Consider the following 18,619-nt stretch of genomic DNA (forward strand, 5'->3'; position numbering starts at 1 on the left):
GAAGATCTCGGAGTGGGCGAAGTTGATGAACTCGAGCACGCCGTACACCATCGTGTAGCCGAGCGCGATAAGGGCGTACATGAAGCCCAGAGTGATGCCGTCCAGGAGGACCTGCGGGAAGATGCCGATCAGGAGGTCAAAGTCCATCGGCAGTCAACGGGAAGCCGGAGAGCAGTGGGAGGGGCGCCCGAAGACGAGCGCCCCTCCCGCGGATGACCGCGTTACTTCTTGACCGCGGGCGGCGCGATCGTGAGCTGCTTGACGATCTTGTTGTCGCCCCACTTCTCGGGGTTGTCGCTGACGACCTGGAGCACGAAGTAGAGCGCCTTCTGGCGGTCGCCCTTGCCGTCGAACGCGATCTCGCCGGTGATGCCCTTGTGCTTCACGCTGCGGATCGCCGTCGAGACGTCCTCGCGGCTGGGGACCTTGCCCCCCTTGGCCGCGGCCTCGATGCCCTTCAGCGCGATCGCCGTCGCGTCGTAGGCCTCGGCCGCGTACGGCTCCGGGTTCTTGCTGAACTTCTTCTTGAAGTCGTCCACGAAGCCCTTGGCGCCGGCCAGCGCCGAGGCCGGACCCGCCGCCGACGTGTAGTACATGCCGACGACGGCCTTGCCGGCGATCTTGGTGAGGTCGGAGGAGTCCATGCCGTCGGGGCCCATGAACTTGGCCTTGATGCCCTTCTCGCTGGCCTGCTTGAAGAACGGCGCGCCCTGGTCGTAGATGCCACCGAAGTAGATGAGACTCGGGTTCTTGGCCTTGATCGGCGTGAGGATCGCGTCGAAGTTCGACTTCTCCTCGGTGCCGTCGAACCCGGCCACGTTGAGGCCCTTCTTCTTGGCGTCGTCGCGGAAGAACTCGGCCACGCCCTGCCCGTAGGTGGTCTTGTCGTGCACGATGTAGACGCTCTTGGCCTTCACGGTGCCGGCCGCGAACTCCGAGCCCACCACGCCCTGCACGTCGTCCCGCCCGCACACGCGGTTGACGTTGGCGTAGCCGCGGTCGGTGACGGTCGGGTTCGTGTTGGCGGGCGAGATCATGGCGAGGTTGACTTCCTTGTAGACCTCCGACGACGGAATCGCGACGCCGGAGTTCAGATGGCCGATCACCGCCAGGATGTCCTTGTCGGCGATGATGTTCTTGCTGTTGGCCACGCCGACGTCAGGCTTGGCCTGGTCGTCGAACGGTACGAGCTCGACCTTGAAGCCCGCCTTCTCGAGATTGCCCTTGAACTTCTCGATGGCGAGCTGGGCGCCGAGCTTGATGCCTTCACCAAGGGCCGCCTGGCCGCCCGACAGCGGGCTCTGGGTGGCGATCTTGATGGTGCCCTTGCCCTGGGCGTCGACGGACGAGGAGGCCGGGACGAGCGCCAAGACCAGGGCGACGGACGGAGCGAGGACGGAACGAAGCAGATGAAGACTCATCGGTTATCCCCTCCTGCGTGAGGCGGGCTCTGGTTTGCGCGCCGCCATTATAGCGGGCGTCCTTCGGGGGTCAAGCCGCGCGCCGAGGCGATGGCGGCCAGAAACCGCCGCGTGGCACTGGCCGGATCGTCGGCGGCGCACACGGCCGAGATCACGGCCACGCCGTCGGCGCCGGCCCCGATGACGTCGGCGACCGTGTCAGGGGTGATGCCTCCGATCCCTATCAAGGGAACGCGCATCTCGCCGCGGAGTTTCCGGATGAGCTCCGGCCCCACCAGCTGGGAGTTCGGTTTGGTGCCGGTGGGGAACATGGAGCCTACCGCGACGTAGTCGGCGCCGGCGGCCTGGGCGGCCCGGGCCTCGGGCAGGCTGTGCGTGGACAGCCCCAGGATCATCCCGCGGCGCAGCAGCGGGCGGGCCACCCGCGGCGGCAGGTCGTCCTGACCCAGGTGCACGCCGTCGGCATCGAGGGCGAGCGCCAGGTCCACCCGGTCGTTGACGATGAAGGTGACGCCGGCGGCGCGACAGCGGGCGCGCAGACGCTCGGCCAGCGGCCACAGGCGGCCGGACGGCCACTCCTTTTCGCGGAGCTGTACCATGCGGCAGCCCCCGGCGATCGTTGACTCGAGGAGATCGGTCAGGTCCCGCCCGCGGGCGGCGGCGCGGTCGAGGATGACGTAGAGGCTGGGATCCATCTAGGGGTGGTAGCGGCGGCCGTCGGCGCTGGTGAAGCGACCCTCCAGGAACGCCGGATCGGAGAGCACCTTGAGCTGGAAGGGGATCGACGTCTTCACGCCCTCCACCGTGGTCTCGACGAGCGCGCGGCGCAGGCGCTCGATCGCCTCGGCCCGGTCCCGTGCGTGCGCGACGACCTTGGCGATGAGGGAGTCGTAGAAGGGCGGGACGGTGTACGGCACCATCAGGTGGCTGTCCACCCGGACGCCGAACCCGCCGGGCGGCACCCACGCCGTGATCCGGCCGGCGCTGGGGGCGAAGGTGTCGGGATCCTCGGCGTTGATCCGGCACTCGATCGCGTGGCCGTCGAAGCGCACCGCCTCCTGGCGGTAGCCCAGGGGCTCGCCGGCGGCGATCCGGATCTGCTCGCGCACGAGGTCGATCCCCGTGATCATCTCCGTCACCGGGTGCTCGACCTGGATGCGGGTGTTCATCTCGATGAAGTAGAACTGCCCGTCGGTATCCACCAGGAACTCGACGGTGCCGGCGTTGACGTAGTTCACCGCCCCCGCGGCCAGCAGCGCCGCGCGGTGGAGCCCCGCCCGGGTCTTTTCGCTGAGCCGCGGCGCCGGCGATTCCTCGATGAGCTTCTGGTGGCGCCGCTGCACGGTGCAGTCGCGCTCCCCCAGGTGCAGGCGGATGCCGTGCTGGTCGCCGAGGATCTGGACCTCAACGTGCCGGGCCTCCTCGAGGTACTTCTCGCAGTAGATCTCGGAAGAGCCGAACGCCGCCGCCGCCTCCGACTGGCAGGCGGCGAACGCCTGGGCGGCCGTGTCGCGGTCGCGCACGATCCGCATGCCGCGCCCGCCCCCGCCCGCCGTCGCTTTGAAGATCACGGGATAGCCGATGCGGTCGGCGACCTCCAGCGCCTCGTCCGGGCCCTGGAGGGGGCGCTCACTCCCCGGCACCACCGGCACGCCCGCCTGCTTGGCGATCTGGCGGGCCTGGGCCTTGTCGCCCATGAGCCGGATCGCTTCGGCCCCGGGGCCGATGAAGGTGATGCCGCACGCGCGGCAGATGTCGGCGAACGCCGGGTTCTCGGCCAGGAACCCGTACCCGGGGTGGATGGCCTCGCTGTCGGTGACGGCCGCCGCCGAGATGATGGAGGGGATGTTCAGGTAGCTGCCGCGGGCGTCGTTGGGGCCGATGCAGATGGACTCGTCGGCCAGCCGCACCGGCAGCGACTGGGCGTCCGCCGTGGAGTGCGCGACGACCGTGCGGACGCCCATCTCGCGGCAGGTGCGGATGATCCTCAGCGCGATCTCGCCGCGGTTGGCGATCAGGATCTTGTGAAACATGCCCCGGATCAGCTCCCGAGGAGGTTGCGCCACTGCGACTCCAGCTCGGCGAGCGGCACCCCGTAGACGCGCGCCATCGCGCCCCCCAGCGGGTCGCCGGCGCCGAGGCGCTCGAGCAGCGCCCGCAGGGCCGACATGCCGCCGCGCTGTTCGAGGTCCTGCGTCACCCACAGCGCGATATCGTAGCCCGCGCGGGCGCGGACGGCGTCGGGGTCGGTGACCAGCGCCTCCAGGCCGGCCAGGGTCAGGGCCCCCGGGACCCGGAGCTGCGGGTCGGCCTGGGCGCCCTCCAGCGCCTGGGCCAGCCCCTCGTGCAGCCAGCGCGGCGCGCGGCCGCGGGACAGTTCGTGGATGGCGGCGTGGGCGTACTCGTGGGCCACGAGGCGCTCGAGCGCGGCCTGGGGCGGCAGCGTGGCCCCCAGCGGCAGCCGGATCTTGCCGTCGAAGAGGCCCGTGACCCAGCCGTGAACGCGCGTCACGCTGCGGAACTGTGTGTTCTCGTAGAGCACGACGGTGAGGCGTTCGGCGGGACGGTAGCCGAGCCGGTCGCCGACCCGTTCGTACGCCCGCTCCAGCGCCCCCAGCACGGCGCGCATCGCCTCACCGTCGCGTCCGCGGGACTTCAACATAAAGTGCGCCGTCGTGTGACGTCGGAAGCCCGCCTCGACGTGGCGCTCGCGTACCACCTTCTCCAGCAGCCGCCGGGCCGCGGGGTGCTCGGGCTCGCGCTCCAGCACCGCCTGCAGGTGCCCGACGGCGCGCTCGGGCTCGTCGCGCTGGTCGTAGAGCCGTGCCAGGAGCAGGCGGACCTCGGGGTCCGCGTCGGCGCTGGCCACCCGCTCGAGCGGATCGAGCGCGTCCGGGGGTCGCCCGTCGTGGATCGCCGCGATGCCGAGCCCTCTCAGCAGCCCCGGATCATCCGGGGCCGCCTTGAGACCCTGCCGGAACAGCAGCGCCGCCTCGGCCGGACGCCCGTCCCGGAGCGTCTGCCAGCCCCAGCCTTCGAAGCAGCGGGCGACGTCCTGGCGCCAGGCGGCGCTGGCGGGGTCGTGCTCGGCGGCGCGGCTGAAGCGCTCGCAGGCCGGGGGAAACTGCCCGGCCGCGTAGAGCTGAATCGCGTCTTGCCGGAGCGCGAGCGCGCTCGAGGTGACGACGGCGACGCCCGGGCCGGACGTCTCGGCGCTCGGAGGCGTGCGCCTCGCCCCGTACCACCAGTTGAGAAGGAGCGCGGCGACCGCCACCACAACGGCGACCTCGAGCCCGAACGCGCGCGCGGAGCGTCGCACGTTGGCGACTCAGCCCCCGGGCTCGATGAGGAAGAGCGGCTGGCCGTACTCCACGGGTTGGCCGTTTTCCACCAGGGTCTTGGCGATCCGGCCGCTCGCTCTCGACTCGATCTCGTTCATCAGCTTCATCGCCTCGATGATGCAGAGGACCTGGCCTTCCTTGACCACGTCGCCCTCGCGGACGAAGGGCTCCGCGGTCGGCGACGAGGCCCCGTAGAAGGTACCGACCATCGGGGCCTCGATGGTGATCATCGACGTCGGCGCCACCTCGGCCACCGGCGACGGCTGGACGGCAGCGGCGGCCGCGACGAGGGGCTGGACGGCGACCGGCGCCGGCACCGGCGCGCTGGCGCGCTGCAGGCGGACGCGTACCCCGCCGATGCTCGCCTCGATCTCGGTGAGGTCGAGCTCCGACAGGAGCGCACCGAGGTGGCGGGCCAGCTCGGTAACCGCGCGGTGGTCCCGGCTCGGCTTGTCGCGCTTGGCCATCAGGGGGCCGTCGCGACGCGGCCGAGGTAGTCGCCGGTGCGCGTGTCGACCTTCACCACGTCGCCCTCGTTGAGGAACAGGGGCACCTGGATGACCGCCCCCGTCTGCAGCGTGGCGGGCTTGCTACCCCCTTGCGCGGTGTCGCCGCGCACGCCCGGCTCGGTCTTCGTGATGGTCAGCTCGACGAAGTTCGGCAGCTCGATGGTGGCCGGGGCGCCGTCGATGAAGAGCACCTCCACCTCCATGTTCTCCTTGAGGTACTCGCGGGCGTCGCCCACCTCGTCGGCGGAGAGCGACACCTGCTCGTACGTCTCCGTGTCCATGAAGTGGTACCGCTCGTCGCGGTAGAGGAACTGCATGCGCTTTTCGTCGAAGTCCACCAGCTCGACTTTCTCGCCGGAACGGAACGTGTTGTCGATCACCGTTCCCCGCTTCATGTGCTTGAGCTTGGTGCGGACGAACGCCCCCCCCTTACCCGGCTTGACGTGCTGGAAGTCGACGATGGCGTAGGGCTCGCCGTCGAAGACGATCCGCAGCCCCTTTCTGAACTCGGCGGTCGAAACCTGCATGGCGCCCTAGCCCTTCCGTCGGAGGCGCGCCCGCAGCGCCTGCTCGAGACGCTGGCGCGCCTCGAGGTTTTCGGGATCCTTGCGGAGGATGCGGCTGAACACCTGGGCGGCCTCCTCGACGAGCCCCTGGTCGAGGCAGAGCGCGCCGAACGTCACCGTGACGAACGTGTCGTCGTTCAGCACGCGGCCGAGCCCGCTGGTATCCGCGCCGGGCGCGGCGCTGGCGCGCAGCACCCCCAGCAGGGCCCGCGACTCGCGGTCGCCCGGGTCGAGCCGGACGGCGGTCTCCAGATGCTCGACGGCGGCCTCGATGCGCCCGCGCTGACGGTGAATGTCCGCGGCCAGCCGGTGACACTGGAGGTCTCGCGGGCTCACTTCGAGAATCGTCGAGAGCTCGGCCAGGGCCTCGTCCAGCTCGCCGTCGGCCATCAGGGCCTTGGCGAGGATCAGCCGGGCCGTCGTGTAGTGCGGGTACCGCGCGAGGCCGTCGCGGCAGAGCGTGATCGCCTCCGGGGTCCGCCCGGCCTTGCGATACAGGTCGGCGAGCTGCGCGAAGGCCAGCGACGCCGGATCTCGCTGCAGACGCTCCTCCTGCCGGCGGATCGCATTGGCAGTCGCGGCGTCGTCCACCGGCATGGTGAGTCTGTTATACGGAGCCGCACTTTGCGTTGTCAATCCGGTCAGGCCTCGAGGCTGGCCAGCGCGGCCCGGACATCCTTGACGGCGACGTCGTAGACGACCCGGAAGCGCCCGATCTCGGGCGCCAGGACGAAGGGCACGCGGCCGTCGCGCGCCTTCTTGTCGTGCCCGATGGCGGTCAGGACCGCCTCCACGTCGATGCCTTCCGCCCCGATGGGCAGGCCGAGGGCGGCCAGCAGGCGCTCCTGCCGCTCGACGGTCGGGGGCGCCGCCAGGCCGAGCCGCGCAGCCAGCCGGGCCTCGGCGACGATGCCGAGGGCGACCGCCTCGCCGTGGGTCCAGCGCGCGTAGCCCGTGGCGGCTTCGAGGGCGTGGCCGATGGTGTGACCGTAGTTGAGGACCTGGCGCAGCTCGGTCTCCCGCTCGTCACGCTCCACGATCCCGGCCTTGAGGCGGCAGGAGCCCCCGACGATGCGCTCGAGCGTCTCCAGGTGGCGGGCCAGCAGCGATGCCGCGCGAGCCTCGACCTCGGCGAAGTACTGCGCGTCCAAGACGATGCCGTGCTTGACGATCTCGGCGAGCCCGGACCGGAACTCGCGCTCGGGCAGGGTCGAGGCGGTGGCCGGATCGACGAGCACCAACCGCGGCTGGTGGAAGGCGCCGACGAGGTTCTTGGCCTGCGGGTGATTGATCGCCGTCTTGCCCCCGATGGACGCGTCGACCTGAGCCAGGATCGTGGTCGGGATCTGCACCAGGTTGACCCCGCGCATGTAGGTGGCCGCGACGAAGCCCGCGAGGTCGCCTACCGCCCCGCCCCCCAGCGCCAGCACGGTCGAGGTGCGATCGAGCCCCGCCTCCAGCAGGGCGTTCCAGGCGCGCTCCGCCACCGCGAGCGTCTTGGCCGCCTCGCCGTCGGGCACCTCGACCGTGGCCGAGCTGAAGCCGGCCTCGTCCAGGCTCTCCACGACGGTCTTGCCGTAGAGCCGCATGATGGCGGGGGCGCTGACCAGGGCCGCCCGCAAGCCCACCCCCAGCTCCCTGAGGCGCGCGCCGAGGGTGCCCAGCGCGCCCCGCTCCACGACGATGGCGTAGGAATGGGCGCCCAGCCGGACCGGGATCACCATCGAGTCATTCCTGCGCTACCAGCTCTTGAGCCCTTCCTGGTAAGCGGCGTAGTTGCGGCGGATCTCCTCCCGGCTGTCGCCGCCGAACTTCTCGAGGAACGCGTTGGCGAGCACGATCGCCATCATCGCCTCGCCGACGATCCCGGCGGCCGGGACCGCGCACACGTCGCTCCGCTCCACCACCGCCTCCACCGCTTCCTTCGTCGCCAAGTCGACCGACCTCAGCGGCGTCCGCAGCGTGGAGAGCGGCTTCATGGCGGCGTGCACGATGACCGGCTGGCCGTTGGTGACGCCGCCTTCCAGGCCTCCGGCGTTGTTGGAGGAGCGGCGGAATCCGCCGGCCGGGTCGAAGAGAATCTCGTCGTGCACGGCCGAGCCGGGCCGGCGCGCCGCCTCGAAGCCGAGGCCCAGCTCGCAGCCCTTGATCGCCTGGATCGAGCAGAAGGCCTGGGCGAGCCGCCCGTCGAGCCGCCGGTCCCACTGCGCGTAGGAGCCGAGTCCCACCGGACAGCCGAGGGCGACGACCTCGAAGACGCCCCCCAGGGTGTCGCCCTTGGCCTTGGCGTCGTCGATGGCGGTGATGATGGCCGCCTCCGTCTCGGGGTCCGCGCAGCGCACCTCGGACGCCTCGGCCCGGCGCTGCACCTCCGCCCACGGCAGGTCCAGGGTCTCGGGGATGCGCACGCCGCCGATCTCGGTGACGTGGCTGAGGATCGTGATGCCGAACTCGGCGAGCAGGCGCTTGGCCACCCCGGCCACGGCCACGCGCGCCGTCGTCTCGCGGGCGCTCGAGCGCTCCAGCACGTTCCGGATGTCGTGGTGGCCGTACTTCATCGCGCCGGCCAGATCGGCGTGGCCGGGCCGCGGCCGCGTCACTTCCTTCTGGGGCGCGCCGGGCTCGGGGGGCGCCACCGACATCGTGGCCTGCCAGTTTTCCCAGTCCCGGTTCGCGATCTGGAGCGTGATGGGGCTGCCGAGGGTGAACCCCCAGCGGACACCCGAGACGATGTGCACCTGGTCCCGCTCGATCTTCATGCGCCCGCCGCGCCCGTAGCCCCGCTGACGCCGGGCGAGATCGACGTTGATGTCGGCCTCGCCGAGGGCCAGGCCCGCCGGCACGCCGTCGATGACAGCCGTCAGCGCCTGGCCGTGCGACTCACCCGCGGTGAGGAAACGGAAGATCTCTGGCATGCCGCTCAGGGTATCACGCGGGGCCTCGGATGAGGGCCGGGCGGGCGCCGCCGCCCCGGGCCCCGGGCAGCTACTTCGGGGCCGGCGCCGGGGGCGCCGGCCCCGCGGCCGCCGTGCGGTCGATCGTCCGCAGCACGGTCGGCGTGAGGAAGACGACCAGCTCCCGGCCGCTCTCGAAGATTTCCCGCTGCTTGAAGAGCCAGCCGAGCAGCGGGATGTCGCCGAAGAGCGGCACCTTCCGGAGGGTGGTGTCGTTGGTCGCGTTGGTGACGCCACCGATGATGAGCCGTTCGCCCTCTCTGAGGATCACCTGGGTCTCGGCCTTGCGCCGGTTGATCGCGGGAGGGGTGCCGGAGCTGCCGAGGTTCACGGTAGCGCCGCGCGAATTGTTCTCGACGATGACGATGATCTTGATCTTGGTCACGTCGCCCTCGCGGATCACCGTCGGCGTGACCTCGAGCTTCAGCAGCGCCTCCTTGAACTGGATCTGGGTCCCCGCCGAGCTGACCGTGGCGTAGGGGATCTCCTCGCCGAGGGACATGGTGGCCTTGCTGTTCTCGACCGTGACGACTTCCGGACGGGCCAGCGTACGCGTCTTTCTCTGCTCCGACAGTGCCTGCAGCGCCAGGTTGATGTTGTAGCGGGTCCCGACGATGCCGAAGGCGAGGCCGGCCGTGGGCGCGCCGGTGGTGTTGGGCAGCGAGCCGAGCGGCAGGTTCACGAGGTTGCCCCCGAGCGGAAGTCCGGTCACCGAACTGACGGGAAGCGCCCCGGACAACGTCAAGTTCGGATTGGGGGGGACCCCCAGTCCGACGACCGGGATGCCGCCCGTGGCTAGATCAGTTAAAGTAGTGAAGCCCCTGCCGACGATCGTCTGCGTGCCGGCCGGCTGGGCCGTCGCCCCACCCCACTGGACGCCGATCTCCTCGAGCGCGCTCCGGTCGAGGATCTCCATCCGCGCCTCGATCTTCACCTGCGGCAGCGGGATGTCGAGCGACTCGCGGATGAGCCTCTTCACCCGCTCCAGGTCCGCCGCGTAGAGCCGCAGGAACAGGGTGTTGGTCGGCTTGTGGGCCCGGATGGTCAGGCCCTTGGCCAGGACCTCCTGAGAGACGGAGATCGGGGCTCTGGGGGGCGGCGGCGGCCCGCCGGGCGGGCCGAAGAGCTGCGAGAAGGGCGGTTCCGCGATCGGCGGCCCTCCATAGATCCCTAGGCCCTCGACCTTCTGGCCTTCCGCGGAGATCCCCAGGATGCCCTGGAGGGTCTTGGCGACCTCCTCGGGATCGGCGTACGAGAGGCGGATCGTCTCCTCACGGAGCGGCCCCCGCGCCTCCTGCTCCATCCTCGCGGCTTCGGCGGCGAGCTTCTTCTGGATGGCCTCGGCTTCCTTGACCTGGGCCTCGGCGAGCTTGGCCCGGGCCTCGGCCTCGCCCTTGATCCGAGCCTCCTCGACACGCGCCTTCGACTCGCGATCCTTGGTGAGCTGCTCCCTGGTCACGATGCGCATGACGCCGTCTTTCTCGACCTTCTCGAGGGCGCGCGCATCGAGGATGATCTCGAGCGCCAGGTCCCAGGGAACGTTGCGCAGCGAGATCGACATCTTGCCCTTGACGTCGTCGCCGATCACGAGGTTGCGGCCCGCTTCCGCGGCCAGGATGCGCAGCAGGTTCACGACATCGGCGTCCTTGAACTCCAGCGAGATCAGTCGCTGACCGCCCGCGCGCGCCGCCGGCGGGGCGGGCTGCGTTGGCGCCTGGGCGATCCGCACGGGAGCGCGCTCCTCACGCGTCGCCCGCGCGGGGGCTGCCGGGCGAGCGGGCATGGCCGTCGGGGGCGGCGCCGGCGTCCCTCCCGGCGCGGTGACCGTGCCTGCGGGCGCCAGCGCCGACTCGAAGGCCGGCGTCGGGACGACGGCGGCCATGGCCTTCGGCGCGACCGTGGGCGGTTGTGGCTCGGTGGCCACGGGCCCCGGCCCGGCGCTCTCCCGCCGGGCGCTCGGGGGCACCGTGGGGACGATGATGGCCAGGCCGTCCGCGTCCTCGCGGATCGCGTAACCGACCTTGTGGGTGAACTCGACGACGACGCGCGCAGTGGCCTTTCGGTACTGGCTGCCGCGGACCTGCTTCACCGATTCCGTGCCGACCATCAGCGGCTTCCGGCGCCAATCGTACACGGTATCCTCGAGATCGACGACCAGCCGGTGCGGCGACTCGATGAGCTCGGCGCGGTACGTCGCGGCGCCGGAGGTCTTGATGTGCACGACGGTCGCATTCTGCTGCTCGGTGACCGTCACGTCGCTGAGCCGCGTCGCCGATGCCACGGGCGGCGTCTCGTTCTGAGCCTTGGCGGCGCACGGGATGACGGCAAAGGCCAGCAGCAGAGCCGTCCGCACCATCCGCTTACACCATTGCGGCGTCATCAGTCCCCCGCGAGCCGCAAGACGACGCGGCTGATAGTCGACCCGGATCTCGGGGCGACACTGAACACCACGTTGTCGCGACCGATCTCGATCACGCGCCCGTCCCCGAGCACGTCTCCCGGTCTGAGGATGTAGCCGAGGCCGTCGGGCGTCTCGACCAGCGCCAGCACGGTGCCCGCGCTCTGCACGATGCCCGTGAGCTTGGCCGACGCCACGCTGGTGCCGGCCGCCCCCGCGCGCGCGGCCGGCGGCTCGAACGGATCGCGGCGTCCCTTGGAGTCGTACTGGGCCTCGGGCCGGCTCGGAACCGCAGGAGCTGCGTCCTTCGCCGTGACCGCGGCCGCCGGCTGTGGCCCGGCGGGCGCCGGTTGTGATCCGGCGGGCGCCGGCTGTGGCGCGGCGGCCGTGGGCGGGACCGGGGGCGCCGGGGAGCCCCCGCAGGCGGCGAGCACGAGGGCGAGACCGACGGAGCCGACGAGTGGAGCGTGTCTCATCACTGCCTCGCTGGCACCGGTCGCGCTCCCGGCGGCTTGGGCGCGGGGGGCGACCCGACGGGACGGTATACATACGTGGCCAGGGTAAGATCGGCCTTGATGGAGGTCCGGCCCTTACTCAGGCCGGTGAGCCTCCAGTCGACGACGTTGACGACCCGCGGGAAGGCGGCGACCCGTTCATAGAAGTCGCCCAATTGATGGTAGCCACCCTCAGCGTTCAAAGTGATGGGGATCTCGTTGAAGTACTCGGTCACCTTGGGCTCCCGGGGCTGGAAGAGCGCCACGCCGAGGCCCGCTTGATAGGCGGCGTCGGAAAGCGTGCGGTAGAGGGTCGGCATCTCCTTCTCGTTGGGCAGTTTTTCTTTGATGACCTCGATGTTCTTCTCGAGCTCGGCGATCTCGCGACGGAAGCGCGCGATGTCGGCGACGATCCGCCGGCTTTCCATCAGCTCGCGCTGGAGCGACTCGCGCTGGGCACGGAGCGCGCTGATCCGCACCTCGATCGGCGAGATCAGGAGGAAATAGGCGGCGGCGACGAGGACGACGACGCCGGCCAGGCCCAACACCATCTTCTGCCACTTGGGGGCATTGACGATCGGGTCGAAGAGCGGCGGCAGCGTCATGGCTAGATCTCGAAGCGGCAGGTGACCTCGAAGGTCACCGGGCGCGGGCTCTTGGCCAGATCCTGTCTGGCGACGATGATGTCCACGTCTTTGAACTTGCCCGAGCGGCGCAGGTTCGCCATGAAGTCGGCGACCGCGGTCGACGAGAAGGCGGTGCCCGAGACCCTCAGCGATGAGCCGCTTTCCTGGAGACTCGTGATCCAGAGGTCGGGCGGCACCGTGTCCAGGAATGCATCGAGGAGCTTGATCGGCCGCCCCTGGTTCTTGGTCAGCTCCTGGATGGCCTTGATCCTGTTCTGCAGGTCGGCGAGCTGCTCTTTGACCTTCGCGCCCTGGCCGATGGTCGCCTTCAGCGAGGCCAGCTCCCTCTTGTCGTTCTCCACGGCGGCCGCCAGCCGCACTTCCGTCCTCCAGCGCCAGCCCCAGTACCCGCCAATGAGGACAACGACACCGATGTAGATGGCGGCGAACAGCACCCCGAGGTTGAAGCTCGGTAGCGCGAACTGGAAGTCGAAGCGGCGGCGGTGGCGCCGGTCGAGGGGCGCCAGATTGATCTTGATCATGAGCTCTTGTCTCCGGCCTGCCGGAGTCCGAGGCCGACCGCCACGGCCAGCGCCGGCCCGGCGGCGGTGACCGTCTCGGAATACGCGCCGCCGACCTCGACGCGCTGGAACGGACGAGCCACCTCCACGGGGATGCCCCAGGTCGACGACAGGTAGTCGGCCAGGCCCGGCAGCTGGGCGCATCCGCCCGCCAGCACGATCTTGCCGATCCGCTCGGAGTCGGCGGTGGACGCGAAGTAGTCGAAGGTACGCTGGACTTCGAGCGACAGCTCACGCGAGATGGACTCGAGCGCCGGGACGATCGCGTCCCAGCCGATGCCCACGTCCTTGCCGAGCTTGGCCGCCTCGGCCTGCTCAAAGGCAATGTGCAGATGCTGCGCGATCGCCTGCGTGTAGTTGTTGCCTCCGAAAGGGATGTCCCGCGCGAAGATGGAGGTACCGGCCCGGAGCACATTGGTCTTCATCGTCGCGGCACCGATATCGACCAGCGCCACCGCTTCGCTGTGCTCGTCAGGGTGGTTGAGCTCGAACTGGTTGCCCAGCGCGAAGCCGTCCACGTCGACGACGGCGGGACTGAGCCCCGCCTCCTCGACGACCCCCACGTACTCCGTCACCTTCGACTTCTTCACGGCCACGAGAATCAGATCCATGGTGCCGTCGTGCTTGCCGACGACGTGATAGTCGAGGAAGACCTCGTCGATGGCGAACGGAATGTGGTGCTCGGCTTCCAGCTGCACCGCGTCGTGCAGCTCCTTGGCCGGCACCTCGGGGATCTGGACTTTCTTGATGATGAGCTCACGACCCGACACCGCGATGGCCGCGTCTTTGGTCTTGACGCCGGCCTTGCCGACCGCCTCGTTGATCGCCTCGGTGACGACGGCGGGCTCTTTGATCGTGCCCTCGGAGATCACGTCGGGCGGCAGTGGCGCGATGCCGAGCGCGACCAGACGGTGACCGCCTCCGCCCTCGCGCAGTTGGACGACCTTGATCGCGCTCGAGCCGATGTCAAGGCCGAACGTCTCGCGCTGCCGTCGCAGAAATGGCAAATTCAACATGACATTATCCCGTTACGCGAGCCTTTCCTAGTATTTGTTTAGTTAGTATAGGTATTTGCGGGCCCTGGACCCAACTTTTCCTGGCTACTACACCTGGGGCCTGAGGGCTCGCCGGCCCCTACGTGTCCGCTTGTCACGCTGCCAGCCAGCGCCAACCTCGACCAGCAAGGCGCATTCGGGACCCCGCTGGCGGGTGGCGCCTATTGATAGCCCGGAAAATCGTCCCGACTTTTCGAACTGTTCTGCGGATTGAGGTCGAGCACGGCCTTGTCGCCGGCCTTCAGGGTGACCTTGAGACGCCAGCCCGGCGGTCCGGCGACCTTGTCCGTGATCATGTAGTCCCCGGGGGGCACGTTGCTGAACCGGTAGCTCCCGTCCGGCTCGGTACGGAGGATGTGCCACTCGTCCTTGACCGGCGTGTTGGGGGCGCCTCTCAGCAAGATCTGCTGCCGAACCAGGGGCCTCATGCCGCCGCCCTCCGCCTCGCCCAGGACCTTCCCGGAGACGTTGGCGCGATCGGGCCGTGGCTCTTCCTCGGCTTTCGCCGGCGTCGCCGCCGGCGCCTCGGCCCGCGGGATGTGTGCGAGCCAATCGCGGGCGACCCGGACCTCGCTGGAGCTCGGCGCGCCGTGCGCCACCACCCACTGGAATGCAGTCCTCGCCTCGTCGAAGAGGTCGAGATAGCTGGCGGTCACCCCGAGGCGGTATCGAGCTTCGAAGTTGTTCGGGTTCGCCGCCAGCGCGCTCTGGAGCAAGGGCAGCGCGGCTGTGTAGTCGCTGCGGGCCATCGCCGCCCGCGCCGACGCCATGTCGTCGACCGCCGGGGTCGCCGCGGGTGGAGGTGGCGCCGACTGCTGACAGCCGACGAGGAGCGCCGCGAGTCCGAGCGCCCAGGCGGCCCGGAGCAGCGACATGTCCCTAGTTCGACGCCTCGCGCCAGGACCCGGGGGCGATGTAATAGCCCTGCGGGATGAGCCCGCCGCCGGTGGCGATGGCGGCGCAGTCGTACGTGACGTTGGCGTTGCCGAGAGTGTCGGTGTCAACGTTGCTCGAGACGGGATCGACGATGTTTTGAGAGATCACCGCCCCGTAAATGCCGCCGCCTCCGGTGCCCCGGTACGAGAGGTCGTTCAGGGTGTAGACGAGTCCCTGGTAGTTGATGTTACCGTCGAGGGTGAGGCTTCCCATGACGACGAGCCACCCCTGGTTGTTCAGCCCGGTGATCTTCACGTTGGCCAGGTCAGTGGCCTTCGGCGCGGCCGGCGGAGTGGGCAGGGCTATACCGTTCACCGTGTCGACGAAGACCAGGCCGTTCATGTTGGTCATGTTCAGGCTCAGCTGGCCGCTCGACGTGGGCTTGATGTAGTGCATGTTAGGTCCGCCCGACTGCGCCATCTGCTTGAGGAAGTCCAACTCCTTGTAGGAGAAGAGAAACTTGTTGAACTCCGAGGGATCGAGGGACTGCTGGGCCGGCGAGCCGATGATCTGGGCCGCGCCCTGCGTTGTAATCGTGTTGCCGTTGGTGACCGTCACGCCGGCCTTGAGGGTTCCGGGGGGGCAGTTCTGCGGCGCGGCGCCATCCACGTTGGAGTTCCCCTTCATCTGGACGCTTCCGTAGGCGTTCAGGGGGCCCGGGGGGTCCAGGTTCCTGAACTTCGTGAGGGCCACCTGGAGCATGCGCCGCCCCGCCAGGTCCCCTTGAGGAATGGCACCCGGCGAGGCGGGGACCGGGGCGTTGGCGCGCACGACGTAGCCGGTGGAGACGACGCACCGGTCCTCGGAGCCGAATGGCGCGGTCGCGCACGCCCAGCCGCCGGGCGGAGGAGCGGTGACGTTCATCGTGTAGCCGCCCCGCCCGAGCGCGATCAGTTGAGTGGCGTTGTAGGGCGCGGGCGCGGGGATGTCCCTCGACGCGCCGGCGGGGGGAGCGCCGACATGATCGAGGCCCCAGATGGTCCGCTCGACACCGGCCTCGGCGAGGCCCAGCGCCTCGTCGCCCGCCTTGAGGTTGGCGGTGATCAGCGGCTCGGTGGCGCTCATGGCGACGAAGGCGGCGACCAGCGAGGTGAGCAGCACCAGGATCATCATGGCCAGCGGGAGCGCCATTCCCCGCTGGTCGCGGAGCGTCATGAGCACGGCTGGTGGATGCATGATTCGGCCTCCTCTAGAGGTTGCGCAGCCGCACCGAGCTGGCGATATGCGTCCTCACATCGGCGACGCCGCCGGCCGGTGCGTTCTCTTCGGTCCGGGTCTGCACTGTGATGTCGATCCGCCGGATGTTGCTCAGGACGCCGACGGGGACCGCGAGCGTGGCTTCGCCCCCGTCCCGGTAGACAAAGGTCAAACTCTGCATCCCGCCGACGAGTACCTCTGCCGCGCCACCGGCGACGGTGCGCTGCAGATTCGTCCCGTTGAGGGCGTAGGTGACATTAGGGCTGGGCGGCACCGCGGGCAGCGGCGGGTCCGGCGGGGTATACGTGATGGTCGTCGTGTTGGCGGCGGTGATGGCCTTCGCCTCGCGCAAGTCGCGTCCCATGCGCTCGAGCGCGACCCGGGCATTCTGCTGGGTCTCCACCCTGTTCGACCCGGTCACGTAGGCCTGCAGCGCGCCCTGCTGGATCCCGACGATCCCGGTGAGCACGAGCGCCAGGATGGCGAGCGCGACCAGCAGCTCGGCGAGCGTGAATCCCCGGTGACAGCGCCAGATCGTTCTCATGCCTCCCCCGCTATTGCCGCTGCGCGATCAGCGTGGTGAGCTGCACGCTGTCCTCGGCGGCGCCGACCATGCCGACGCCCGTCATCGGCCGGAAAAATACGGTGACGGTGACCTGACGAAGGGTGGCGAGGTTGGGATCGACCGGGATCCCGCACCCCGGCGCCACGTCACAGCTCGTGATCCGCACGACACGGCGGTGTTGCGGGTAGCTGGCGACGACCGCGTTGGCGTTGTTGACGAAGGTGATCGTGTTGTACCCCTCGTCGGGCCACTGGGCGACTGCGGCTCCACCGTTGGATCCGGCCCCACCGAGCGAATCGACAAGTGGAGCCGCGGTCCACTGGGCATTCTTCACCCGCTCCAGCCGCTGCTGGGCGAGGAACACGGCCGTCGTCTTGAGCTTCGACTCGCCCACCTGGCTCGTGGCCAGGGGCGCGACGGCCATGAGGGAGACGAGCCCGATCATGATGATCCCGATCGCGACAATGACCTCGGCCACCGTCAGTCCGCTCGTGTCCTGCATCATCTGCCGGAGTCTGCGCATGGTCACGCGCCCCTCTCTCACTGAATCTGCACGCGGCCCGAGGCGGCGACGACGACGGTCCGCGTGATGTTGCCGCTGGGATAGTTCGTGGTGACGGTGAGGTTGGCGGCGGTCGGCGCCGCGCCGAGATTGCTGAACACCGGGTTCGTGTTCGTTGCCAGCGTGATGTTGTTGGCGAGCGTGAAGAAGCCGCCGGCGCCGCTGCCGGGGCCCAGCCAAATCGGGCCGGCGCAACCGCCCAGGAGGTATCGGTACTGATTGCCCAGGATCTGCACGCACACGAGCTGGTTCTGCGAGATGGCCAGCTGCCGGCCGCGGTTGATTCCCGCAGCCAGCTCCTCGGCCGCTGCTTTTGCGGTCGCGGCCCTCATGTAGCCGATCAGGGTCGGCAGCGACACCAGGACCATCACGCCGACAATGGCGATGACGACCAGCAGCTCAACCGCTGTGAAGCCGCTTCGGTTTAGCCGGTAAACGCTGCGAAATACCACCGAATGAGCCCCTCCCCGAACAGTAGAGCGACTACTCCTCCTCCAGCAAGGAATGGACCAAACGGGATAGGGTCTTTGCGTCCCCTAAGTCCCTTTGCCAGAAGGATTCCCGCGACGAGCCCTCCCAGGACGACCCCGGAGAAAATAGCCGCCAGTGCCAGTTTGTACCCGAGAAAGGCTCCTAGCATCGCGCCGAGCTTCATGTCGCCGCCGCCCATGCCTCCACGACTCACGACGATCACCACGAACGGGATGCCGCCGCCCACGAGGACGCCGAGCAGCGAGTCGAGCCACGGCGGCGAGGCGGTGATGAACGAGAACAGGAAGCCGACGACAATGCCCGGGAGGGTGATCGCGTCGGGAATGATCTGATGCTCGAGATCGATGGCAGAAATCGCGATGAGCGCTGCGAGAAGGAGCCACGCCGAGAGGAGTTCGATGCGCCACCCGATCCGCCAGCTCGAGTACCAGAAGAGCGCCGCCGTCAGGACTTCGATGGCGAGATACCGCCACGCGATTCGACTCGAGCAATGCCGACAGCGCGCCCGGAGCCACAGGAAGCTCACGATCGGAATGTTGTCGAACCACCGGATCGGGCTGCCGCAAGCGGGGCAGCGCGAACGCGGCGTGATGAGGCTTTGCCTCTTCGGCAGGCGGACGATCATTACGTTCAGGAAGCTTCCCACGACGGCGCCCACCGCCAGTGTGATGAGGTCGGAGAGAACCGTGGCCACCTCCACGCGCTCGATTGAAGAAGAAACACCGGGAGGGGAAGCCGAGCTTCCCCTCCCGTGGTCAATACTGATGCCTAGGCTATGGGAAGCGGATGGCCGGCGCGTTACCTCCGACCGCGCAGCCGGGGATGTCAGTCGGGTTGCACCCGGTGAGCTGGAAAATGCCCACGCCGTTCCGGGCGTAGGTGTAGGTCCACCCCGTCGGTGCAGCAACCTGCCCCTGATAGA

The 18,619-nt window shown here is 69.2% G+C and carries 21 protein-coding genes; all 21 read right to left on the bottom strand.

The genetic code is table 11. The features are described from left to right. On the bottom strand, positions 1–147 hold a 147-nt coding region (locus VGV13_20375), incomplete at its 3' end, for a branched-chain amino acid ABC transporter permease (protein ID HEV8643440.1). 74 nt (positions 148–221) lie between these two features. After that, positions 222–1,421: a branched-chain amino acid ABC transporter substrate-binding protein gene (locus tag VGV13_20380; protein HEV8643441.1), complete on the bottom strand. Its 1,200-nt coding sequence runs from the start codon at positions 1,419–1,421 to the stop codon at positions 222–224. A gap of 47 nt (positions 1,422–1,468) precedes the next feature. Continuing rightward, entirely contained in the window at positions 1,469–2,116 is a 648-nt protein-coding gene (gene thiE, locus VGV13_20385) for a thiamine phosphate synthase (GenBank protein ID HEV8643442.1), read from the bottom strand. Continuing rightward, complete coding sequence (accC, locus tag VGV13_20390) at positions 2,117–3,454, bottom strand: acetyl-CoA carboxylase biotin carboxylase subunit (GenBank protein HEV8643443.1); 1,338 nt, start codon at positions 3,452–3,454, stop codon at positions 2,117–2,119. An 8-nt stretch (positions 3,455–3,462) separates the two neighbouring features. After that, entirely contained in the window at positions 3,463–4,740 is a 1,278-nt protein-coding gene (locus VGV13_20395) for a tetratricopeptide repeat protein (protein ID HEV8643444.1), read from the bottom strand. Positions 4,741–4,749: 9 nt separating this feature from the next. Beyond that, a complete protein-coding gene (gene accB, locus VGV13_20400; protein ID HEV8643445.1) occupies positions 4,750–5,229 on the bottom strand; it encodes an acetyl-CoA carboxylase biotin carboxyl carrier protein in 480 nt (159 codons plus the stop codon). Further along, on the bottom strand, positions 5,229–5,798 hold the full coding sequence (gene efp, locus VGV13_20405) for an elongation factor P (protein HEV8643446.1): 570 nt from the start codon (positions 5,796–5,798) through the stop codon (positions 5,229–5,231). Before efp ends, accB begins: the two co-directional genes overlap by 1 nt. Before the next feature lie 6 nt (positions 5,799–5,804). Continuing rightward, complete coding sequence (locus tag VGV13_20410) at positions 5,805–6,434, bottom strand: tetratricopeptide repeat protein (protein HEV8643447.1); 630 nt, start codon at positions 6,432–6,434, stop codon at positions 5,805–5,807. A 44-nt stretch (positions 6,435–6,478) separates the two neighbouring features. Then, positions 6,479–7,561 (bottom strand): 3-dehydroquinate synthase, encoded by a 1,083-nt coding sequence (aroB, locus tag VGV13_20415; GenBank protein HEV8643448.1) that lies wholly within the window; start codon positions 7,559–7,561, stop codon positions 6,479–6,481. Between the two features lie 15 nt (positions 7,562–7,576). Then, the gene (gene aroC, locus VGV13_20420; GenBank protein ID HEV8643449.1) at positions 7,577–8,743 is read right to left on the bottom strand and encodes a chorismate synthase; all 1,167 of its coding nucleotides are present in this window, start codon (positions 8,741–8,743) and stop codon (positions 7,577–7,579) included. A gap of 79 nt (positions 8,744–8,822) precedes the next feature. Beyond that, the gene (locus VGV13_20425) at positions 8,823–11,147 is read right to left on the bottom strand and encodes a secretin N-terminal domain-containing protein (protein ID HEV8643450.1); all 2,325 of its coding nucleotides are present in this window, start codon (positions 11,145–11,147) and stop codon (positions 8,823–8,825) included. Between the two features lie 23 nt (positions 11,148–11,170). After that, on the bottom strand, positions 11,171–11,665 hold the full coding sequence (locus tag VGV13_20430; GenBank protein ID HEV8643451.1) for a hypothetical protein: 495 nt from the start codon (positions 11,663–11,665) through the stop codon (positions 11,171–11,173). After that, complete coding sequence (gene pilO / locus VGV13_20435; GenBank protein ID HEV8643452.1) at positions 11,665–12,288, bottom strand: type 4a pilus biogenesis protein PilO; 624 nt, start codon at positions 12,286–12,288, stop codon at positions 11,665–11,667. The genes VGV13_20430 and pilO overlap by 1 nt, the downstream gene beginning before the upstream one ends. A gap of 2 nt (positions 12,289–12,290) precedes the next feature. After that, entirely contained in the window at positions 12,291–12,851 is a 561-nt protein-coding gene (locus VGV13_20440) for a PilN domain-containing protein (GenBank protein HEV8643453.1), read from the bottom strand. After that, positions 12,848–13,906 (bottom strand): type IV pilus assembly protein PilM, encoded by a 1,059-nt coding sequence (gene pilM, locus VGV13_20445; GenBank protein HEV8643454.1) that lies wholly within the window; start codon positions 13,904–13,906, stop codon positions 12,848–12,850. The genes VGV13_20440 and pilM overlap by 4 nt, the downstream gene beginning before the upstream one ends. Before the next feature lie 200 nt (positions 13,907–14,106). After that, positions 14,107–14,820 (bottom strand): tetratricopeptide repeat protein, encoded by a 714-nt coding sequence (locus tag VGV13_20450; GenBank protein ID HEV8643455.1) that lies wholly within the window; start codon positions 14,818–14,820, stop codon positions 14,107–14,109. Between the two features lie 4 nt (positions 14,821–14,824). Beyond that, a complete protein-coding gene (locus VGV13_20455) occupies positions 14,825–16,057 on the bottom strand; it encodes a pilus assembly PilX N-terminal domain-containing protein (protein HEV8643456.1) in 1,233 nt (410 codons plus the stop codon). Positions 16,058–16,070: 13 nt separating this feature from the next. Then, entirely contained in the window at positions 16,071–16,622 is a 552-nt protein-coding gene (locus VGV13_20460; GenBank protein HEV8643457.1) for a prepilin-type N-terminal cleavage/methylation domain-containing protein, read from the bottom strand. Between the two features lie 10 nt (positions 16,623–16,632). Then, positions 16,633–17,172 carry a hypothetical protein gene (locus VGV13_20465; protein ID HEV8643458.1) on the bottom strand — a complete coding sequence of 180 codons (540 nt, stop codon included), beginning with the start codon at positions 17,170–17,172 and terminating at the stop codon, positions 16,633–16,635. Positions 17,173–17,183: 11 nt separating this feature from the next. Then, on the bottom strand, positions 17,184–17,657 hold the full coding sequence (locus VGV13_20470) for a GspH/FimT family pseudopilin (GenBank protein HEV8643459.1): 474 nt from the start codon (positions 17,655–17,657) through the stop codon (positions 17,184–17,186). Further along, positions 17,630–18,397, bottom strand: coding sequence for a prepilin peptidase (locus tag VGV13_20475; GenBank protein HEV8643460.1), 768 nt, complete (start codon positions 18,395–18,397; stop codon positions 17,630–17,632). The genes VGV13_20470 and VGV13_20475 overlap by 28 nt, the downstream gene beginning before the upstream one ends. Positions 18,398–18,619 lie beyond the last annotated feature (222 nt).

Source organism: Candidatus Methylomirabilota bacterium, assembly GCA_036001065.1.
Taxonomy (GTDB): Bacteria; Methylomirabilota; Methylomirabilia; order Rokubacteriales; family CSP1-6; genus MNEF01.

Bases quoted from the DNA above. Each gene is read 5' to 3' on its own strand.
- VGV13_20410 (HEV8643447.1), bottom strand. From the start codon at position 6,434: ATGCCGGTGGACGACGCCGCGACTGCCAATGCGATCCGCCGGCAGGAG.
- VGV13_20450 (HEV8643455.1), bottom strand. From the start codon at position 14,820: ATGTCGCTGCTCCGGGCCGCCTGGGCGCTCGGACTCGCGGCGCTCCTC.
- accB (HEV8643445.1), bottom strand. From the start codon at position 5,229: ATGGCCAAGCGCGACAAGCCGAGCCGGGACCACCGCGCGGTTACCGAG.
- aroB (HEV8643448.1), bottom strand. From the start codon at position 7,561: ATGGTGATCCCGGTCCGGCTGGGCGCCCATTCCTACGCCATCGTCGTG.
- pilO (HEV8643452.1), bottom strand. From the start codon at position 12,288: ATGACGCTGCCGCCGCTCTTCGACCCGATCGTCAATGCCCCCAAGTGG.
- thiE (HEV8643442.1), bottom strand. From the start codon at position 2,116: ATGGATCCCAGCCTCTACGTCATCCTCGACCGCGCCGCCGCCCGCGGG.
- accC (HEV8643443.1), bottom strand. From the start codon at position 3,454: ATGTTTCACAAGATCCTGATCGCCAACCGCGGCGAGATCGCGCTGAGG.
- VGV13_20430 (HEV8643451.1), bottom strand. From the start codon at position 11,665: ATGAGACACGCTCCACTCGTCGGCTCCGTCGGTCTCGCCCTCGTGCTC.
- VGV13_20460 (HEV8643457.1), bottom strand. From the start codon at position 16,622: ATGAGAACGATCTGGCGCTGTCACCGGGGATTCACGCTCGCCGAGCTG.
- VGV13_20380 (HEV8643441.1), bottom strand. From the start codon at position 1,421: ATGAGTCTTCATCTGCTTCGTTCCGTCCTCGCTCCGTCCGTCGCCCTG.
- VGV13_20425 (HEV8643450.1), bottom strand. From the start codon at position 11,147: ATGGTGCGGACGGCTCTGCTGCTGGCCTTTGCCGTCATCCCGTGCGCC.
- VGV13_20440 (HEV8643453.1), bottom strand. From the start codon at position 12,851: ATGATCAAGATCAATCTGGCGCCCCTCGACCGGCGCCACCGCCGCCGC.
- pilM (HEV8643454.1), bottom strand. From the start codon at position 13,906: ATGTTGAATTTGCCATTTCTGCGACGGCAGCGCGAGACGTTCGGCCTT.
- efp (HEV8643446.1), bottom strand. From the start codon at position 5,798: ATGCAGGTTTCGACCGCCGAGTTCAGAAAGGGGCTGCGGATCGTCTTC.
- VGV13_20455 (HEV8643456.1), bottom strand. From the start codon at position 16,057: ATGCATCCACCAGCCGTGCTCATGACGCTCCGCGACCAGCGGGGAATG.